The following is a 6,786-nucleotide window of genomic DNA, read 5'->3' as shown; positions in this document are numbered from 1 at the left end:
GGCCCCTGGGGCAGGCACCAACGACGTCTACGTCGCCTACGACGCGGCCGGTTCGGGCAACGCCTGGGCGGTGGTCGACGAAAACGACAGCGGCTCGGTCGATACGAACGACACGCTGATCGTGCTGGCGGGCATCAACGCCGCAGCGGAAATCGCCGCGACCGACTTCGTCTGATCGCAGCGCTCCAGCATCCCTTCAGGGACCGCACACCGGCCCCGCCTGCGTCACAACGCAGCGGGGCCGGTGCTCGTTGGGTGCGACGTCAGGGCTTGCTGATGACGATCTGCGAGACGGCGTTCTGGCTCGCGTCGTAATTCATCAGCGTCCCCGAAATGCCCGTTCCGGTGAGGACCGTGCTCGAGGCCTGGTTCGACTTGATGGACCCGCTGCTCAGCGTGCAGCTGCCGTTGGTGCCGGTCACGCAGGTCGCGCTGCCGCCGGGAGAGAAACTGCCAACCACGGTGGCGTTGGGAACCGTCGCGCCGCCGTTGACGTCGCGCACGGTGACCACGGCGGACGCCTTCCAGTTGCCGCCGGTCTTGACCCCGCTGCCAGACATGGACATGAACGCCACGGTCTTCGGCGTGGGTGCCGGAGCGGCGCTGCCGTCGCCGAGGGCATAGAGCAGCAGATTGGGCGAACCGGCACCCAGCGAGCTGGAAGTCAGGCGACCGGTCGTGGCGGTGGACACCAGGTACTGCCCGATGGCAGCCGGCGTTGCCGCCGGATTCGCTTGCAGCGTCAGGGCGGCGGCTCCGGTGACGTGGGGCGAAGCCATGGACGTACCGCTCAGGACCTTCGAGGAGGTGGTGTCGAGGTTGGATGCGGAAGTGATGCCGCTTCCGGGCGCGAACAGCTGCACGCAGGCGCCGAAGTTCGAGTAGATCGCGCGCACGTCGTTGCTCGTGGTCGCTCCCACTGCGAGGGCGCCCGCAGCCCTCGAGGGCGAGTAGTTGCACGCGTCGAGGTTGTTGTTGCCCGCCGCCACGACCGCGGTCACGCCCTTGGCCACAAGGCCTGCGAGGGCCGTGTCCAGCGCCGCGGATGCGGTTCCGCTGATGGACATGTTGGCGACCGCCGGCCTCACGGTGCTGTTGGCCACCCAGTCGATGCCCGCGATGACGTCGCTCCAGGGGCCGGAACCGGTGCAGCCAAACACCCGGACGGGAACGAGGTTGACCCCCTTGGCCACGCCCCAGGTGGTTCCCCCGACGATTCCCGCGACGTGAGTCCCGTGGCCGTGGCAATCACCCGTGCCGTTGCCGTCGTTGATCACGGTGAACCCGGGCTTGGCGCGGCCGGTGAATTCGACGTGGTCGGAGCGCAGTCCGGTGTCGATGAGGAAAGCCGTGACGCCGGCGCCCGTGCCGTTGAAGTGGTACTGGGTGTCGAGCGGGCGATCGGCCTGGTCGATGCGGTCCAGTCCCCAGGTGGCCTGGTTTTGCGGGGACGACACCTGGCTCAGCGACACCGTCTGGTCCTGCTCGACGAACTCCACGTTCGGATTGTTCCGGATGCCCTGCAAAGCGGCATCCGGAAGGCTGGCCGCAAATCCCTTGAGCGCCGCGGTGTAGGTGCGGTGCAGTTGGCCACCGCTGCCTTGCACCATGCTCGCCGCCGTTGCTGCCGGGGCCCCCACGGTGTTCTTGAACACCACGATGTAGCGGCCAGGGATCGGTTGCGAACGCCCGGACGGATACGTGGCCGCGCCGCTGGCTGCTTCGGGTTGGGCCTGTGCGAACGCGGCCGGCGTGAGCAGGAGCGTCGTCGTCGCGGCGGCAACGCCCACCGCGGTGAGGAGAGAAGCAATTTTCATGGAGTCCCAATGACTGCGCGGGGCGCTACGGATACAGCCGGTCTTGCGCGCTTCCAGGGCCCGGCTGCGGTTCGGACTGCGGCTGGAGCTTGGAGCCCGCATCTCGACCATGCGGAAATGCTAGGGGCAGACCCGTCGGCGTCCGCGCGTGCTGCAGTCAGAAACGTAAGCGGATGGCTGGACGCTTAACAGTTCGATGCAGCGAACGGATCGGGGAAGAGGGTGTCCGGTCGCGAGGGCTGCGTTGGCGCGCCAGGCGCATTCACTCTGAGCGTTCGCAAGATGCAGGGGCTTGGCAGGGCGCTCCGGAGGCGCCTCGCCTTCGCCCGGAATTCACACCAAAGGGTTACGAGAAAGGGCCGTCGGGGTGTCGCGGGTTCGCGACGCAAACCACGCCGCAAGCGCGCGGCAACCGGTCGCACGAGCCTGGGGCGCCCGATGCCCTGCCGCGAAAACGTCGTCAGGCGGTGCGTGGGGGCGCGGCCGCCAGCGCCGCCCGGGAGAGCGCGAGGCTGTCCACTCCGAGCGCGTTCTGGGCGAGCAAGGCCTTGTAGCGTCCGCTGCGATGCAGCTTGACGTACACGCGATGCAGGTGCGTCTTCACGGTGTGGTCGCTGATCGCCAGCCGGCGGGCGATTTCCTTGTTGGTCAGGCCCGTACCGATCAGAAGCATGATCTCGTGCTCCCTGCGCGTCAGCATTCCCTCTTCGGCGGGTGGCGCCGGCGTGTGATCGACCGGCTGCGAGCCGAGCGCGTGCAACAGCACCTCCCGGCTGAACCAGGACGTGCCGCGGTGCACGGTCCGCACTGCTTCTGCGAACGCAGAGGCCGGACTCGACTTGAAGAGGCAACCGCTGGCACCCGACTCCAGCGCCTCCATGATCAGTTCGCGGCTCGACCCTTCGCTGAACAGCAGCACACGCGTCGGCGCATGGCTGCGAACCACATCCGTCACCAGCGCACCGACGCCACCGTCGCCGCAGCGTTCCAGCAGCAGGACGTCAGGCCGAAGGATGGCGGCGGCCTCGACGAGCAGGTCCAACCCGCGCACTGCGCATTCGCAGGCACCGCGCATTTCCCACGCAAGGCGGTCGCCGAGTGCCATGCCCCAGGCGGAGTCGACGCACCCGATCAGCAATTTGACCAACTTGGATCCCTTCTTTTTCGCGCATCCCTCGGATGCGGCGCGGATGACTTTAGGAAAGCGTGGAGCGCTCGCCATCGGCCGGTCCTCCTACTCCGGTGCCGAACCTTGGGAGTTCCGGCCTAACCCAATTGGTACTCATCGGCTGCAAACGAAGGCCTATCAAGGCAACCGCACACTCGGGCTGAAAAGATTGAGCGCTTTCGTTTCGCAAGTTTCAGGTGGTCACGGAATGCCGTCACTCGTTTCCAATTGTTGTCATATCTTCAATGCGCGGTTACGCCGGCGGGGTGGGCACGGCGGCAGCGGGCTGCATAACGGGGGAAACAACGATGCGCGGAGCCCAATCTTCTGAGTTGAGGGATGTAATGAAGGAAGTACGCCCGCACATCCGGGCGGCTTTGTGGTTCAGCATCCTGATGGCGCTGCTCGTGCTCGCGCCCACGGTTTACATGCTCGAGGTGTACGACCGCGTAGTGAATAGCCGTAACCCTGTTACGTTATTCATGCTAACCATTGCGGTCCTCGGCGCGTTTGCCGTCATGGAAGTGCTCGACTGGACGCGGATGCGGCTCATGCACCAGGCTGGGCTCGTGCTCGACCGCAAGCTGGGCGAGCGGGTGTTCACGGCCATGTTCACGGCCAGCCTGCGCCGCCTGCCGGGCGGGACGCCCCAGGCGATCAATGACCTGCGGACGCTGCGCGATTTCCTCACGTCCCCGCCCGTGCTTGCCGCGATGGAGACGCCCGCGGCGCTGGTGTTCCTGGCGTTGTCCTTTGCGATCCACCCGTTGCTGGGCACGGCCTCCCTGGTGGGCGCCATCCTGCAGCTGTTGATTGCGCGCGGCACCGAGATTGCAACCCGCGCCCCCCAGATGGCGGCCAACCGTGCCTCGCTGGAGGCGCAGCGCTATGCCCGCGGTGCCGAGCGCAACTCGCAGGCCGTCGCTGCGATGGGCATGGAGGCCAACGTGCAGGGCCGCTGGATGGCGACGCAAAGGCAAAGCCAGCAGCAGCAGGCCGTGGCCTCGGCGCACGCGGCAGCGTCCTATGCGCTGTCGCGGTTCCTCCAGGTCAGCCTGGGTTCGCTGCTGCTCGGGCTGGGCGCCTGGCTGGTCATCCGCGGAACGGCAACTTACGGCGCCGGCATGATCCTCGTCGGCTCGATCATCGGCGTGCGCGTGGTGACTCCCCTTGTCGTCGTGGTGACGCAGTGGCGTGCCGTCCTCCAGGCCGGCCAGGCCCTTCTGCGCATCCAGGAGCTGTTGGCCGCCGTGCCGGCGACGGAACCGGGCATGCCGCTGCCGCCGCCGAAAGGCCGTGTCCAGGCGGAACAAGTGATCGCCTGCGCGCCCGGGCAGAACCTGCCTTTGCTGCACAACATCGCCTTCACGCTGGAGCCGGGCGAGGTGCTCGCCGTCGTGGGTCCGTCCGGTGCCGGCAAGACCTGCCTCGCGCGCGTACTCGTCGGGCTGTGGGCCTGCAGCAGTGGCAAGGTGCGGCTCGACCGTGCCGACGTGTTCGGCTGGGCCAAGGAGCAGCTGGGGCCGTACGTGGGCTACCTGCCGCAGGATATCGCCCTGTTCGAGGGCACGTTCGCCGATAACATCGCGCGCTTTGAGGCACCCGATCCCGCCAAGCTGGAGGCGGCGGCGTGCGCCGTCGGCCTGCACGAGACCATTCTCGCGCTGCCGGACCGGTATGACACCCGGATCGGCGCTGACGGTGCCTACCTCTCCGGTGGCATTCGGCAACGCGTCGCCCTGGCCCGCGCCCTGTACGGCTCGCCGGTGCTGGTGGTGCTGGACGAACCCAATGCCTGCCTGGACGAAGCGGGCGACGCCGCACTGGCCGCGGCCATCGTGTCGGCCAAGGCGCGCGGCACCACCTTCGTGATCGTGACGCAGCGAACCAGCGTCCTCGGGCTGGCCGACAAGGTGCTGGCGCTGCAGAACGGGCGCATGCAGGCCGTCGGTCCGCGCGACGAAGTCCTGACGGCCCTGACCCAACCTGCAGCCCGCGTGCCCGCAGTCCGCGGCCGCGACGCCACCAGGACCGTGACTTCTCCCTGAGCATGCACATGGCCTCGCCCCACACTCTCCTTCACGGGCGTTTGCTTCGGCCCCTGCTGGGCGCGATGCGCGGCGAATTGCTCCTGCTTGCCGCCTTCAGCCTGGCCATCAACCTGCTGATGCTCGTGCCCACGGTGTACATGCTGCAGCTGTTCGACCGCGTGCTCGCCAGCCGGAACGAGCTGACCCTGCTCGTGCTGTCGCTGATTGCGCTCTTCCTGTTCGGCGTGCTGGCGGTTTGCGAGTGGGCGCGTTCGCGCGTGCTCTCGCACGTCTCCCAGCGCCTGGAGCGCCAGCTCGGCGAACGTGTCTTCAGCGCCAGCTTCGACGCCTACCTGGAAGGCTCCGGAGCCGAGGCGGCGCGCGCATCGGCGGACCTTTACCAGGTGCGACAGCTGTTCCAGGGGCCCTTGCTGTTTGCGCTGCTGGACCTGCCCTGGACGCCGATCTACCTCGTGGGCGCGTTCCTGCTGCACCCGCTCCTGGGTTTCGTGGGCATCGCCTTCCTTTGCATCCAGGCGGGCGTCGCCTGGTTGGGCCACCGGCATGCGGCCGCCGGCAGCGAGGCCGCTTCCCGCGCCCGATCCGAGGTGCACGCCTTCCTGGAGTCCAGGCTGCGGCACGCGGAAACCGTGGAAGCCATGGGCATGCTGGCCAACCTGCGCCAGCGCTGGCGCGGCGAGCACACGGCCGCGCTGGAACTCGGGTCGCACGCCCATGGCGCGGCGCACCGCGGGATCGCCTGGAGCAAGTTCGTCCGGCACACGCACCAGTCGCTGGCGCTCGCCGCCGGCGCGGTCCTCGTGATCCGCGGCGAGCTTTCGGCGGCGGCCATGATCGCCGCCAACCTGTGGATCAACCGTGCGCTGCTCCCGACCGACCAGCTGGTCTCGCTCTGGCGGCCGATGCTGTCCGCACGCGCCGCGCTGGCGCGCCTGGACCTATGGCTCGGGGAGCGCGCGCCGCGCGTGCGCGGCACCGTGGGGGTGGCGCCGCTGGGCGCTGTGGAACTGCGCGGCGTCACGGCTTGCGCGCGGGGGCGGAAGGCACCCGTGCTGCACGACTTGAGCATGTCGGCACCCGCGGGCGCGCTGGTGGCGATCACCGGGGCTTCCGGCGCCGGCAAATCCACGCTGGCACGCGTACTCGTCGGTGCCTGGCCGGATGTGCAAGGCGAGGTGACGCTCGACGGCCACCCGCTTGCGACGCTGGACCGCGCGGTCCTGGGCCCGCGCATCGGTTACCTCCCGCAGGACGTGGAGCTGTTCGACGGCAGCATCGCCGACAACATCGCGAGGCTGGGACGGGTGGACCCGGCCGCGGTCATCGCCGCCGCCCGTGCCGCCGGACTGCACGAAACCATCCTCCAGTTCCCCAAGGGCTACGACACGCCGGTGGGAGAAGCAGGCGCGCTGCTGTCTGGAGGACAGCGGCAGCGCATCGGTCTCGCCCGGGCACTCTACGGGCGCCCAGCGCTGCTCGTCCTCGATGAACCGGGCGCCAACCTCGACCAGGCGGGGGAAGCCGCGCTGCGTCGCGTGCTGCTGCAGCTGAAGGAAGAGGGCGCCACCGTCTTCGTCGTCACGCAGTTGCGCGGCGGCCTCCTGCCGCTGGCGGACGAGATCGTGGTGCTCGACGACGGCCGGATCCGTCTGCAGGGACCGCCCGCCGACGTTCTCCCGGCCTTGAATCCGACGCGGTCCGGTCCGCAATCCCCTTCTCGCGCCATTCAGTCCGCCTGAGCGAGGCGGGA

Annotated in this window: 4 protein-coding genes; 2 read left to right on the top strand and 2 right to left on the bottom strand. The window is 68.6% G+C overall.

Translation table 11 applies throughout. The features are described 5' to 3' along the window. Positions 1-263: 263 nt before the first annotated feature. Together AC1DSA_RS07000 and AC1DSA_RS06995 are read right to left on the bottom strand one after the other, a co-directional pair. Positions 264-1,817, bottom strand: coding sequence for a S8 family peptidase (locus AC1DSA_RS07000; RefSeq protein ID WP_477887418.1), 1,554 nt, complete (start codon positions 1,815-1,817; stop codon positions 264-266). Positions 1,818-2,277: 460 nt separating this feature from the next. Then, on the bottom strand, positions 2,278-3,039 hold the full coding sequence (locus tag AC1DSA_RS06995) for a LuxR C-terminal-related transcriptional regulator (RefSeq protein WP_477887416.1): 762 nt from the start codon (positions 3,037-3,039) through the stop codon (positions 2,278-2,280). Positions 3,040-3,293: 254 nt separating this feature from the next. On the opposite strand from AC1DSA_RS06995, the gene AC1DSA_RS06990 reads away from it, so the two are divergent. After that, positions 3,294-5,033: a type I secretion system permease/ATPase gene (locus AC1DSA_RS06990; protein ID WP_477887447.1), complete on the top strand. Its 1,740-nt coding sequence runs from the start codon at positions 3,294-3,296 to the stop codon at positions 5,031-5,033. A 41-nt stretch (positions 5,034-5,074) separates the two neighbouring features. After that, positions 5,075-6,775: a type I secretion system permease/ATPase gene (locus tag AC1DSA_RS06985; RefSeq protein ID WP_477887414.1), complete on the top strand. Its 1,701-nt coding sequence runs from the start codon at positions 5,075-5,077 to the stop codon at positions 6,773-6,775. Positions 6,776-6,786: the final 11 nt, after the last annotated feature.

This window comes from Ramlibacter sp. P4_H7, assembly GCF_056400765.1.
The sequence above is the reverse complement of the archived record's forward strand: the minus strand, read 5'-3'. Positions and strand labels throughout refer to the sequence as shown.

Coding starts and splice junctions, on each gene's coding strand:
- AC1DSA_RS07000 (WP_477887418.1), bottom strand. CDS start 1,817: ATGAAAATTGCTTCTCTCCTCACCGCGGTGGGCGTTGCCGCCGCGACG.
- AC1DSA_RS06995 (WP_477887416.1), bottom strand. CDS start 3,039: ATGGCGAGCGCTCCACGCTTTCCTAAAGTCATCCGCGCCGCATCCGAG.
- AC1DSA_RS06990 (WP_477887447.1), top strand. CDS start 3,294: ATGCGCGGAGCCCAATCTTCTGAGTTGAGGGATGTAATGAAGGAAGTA.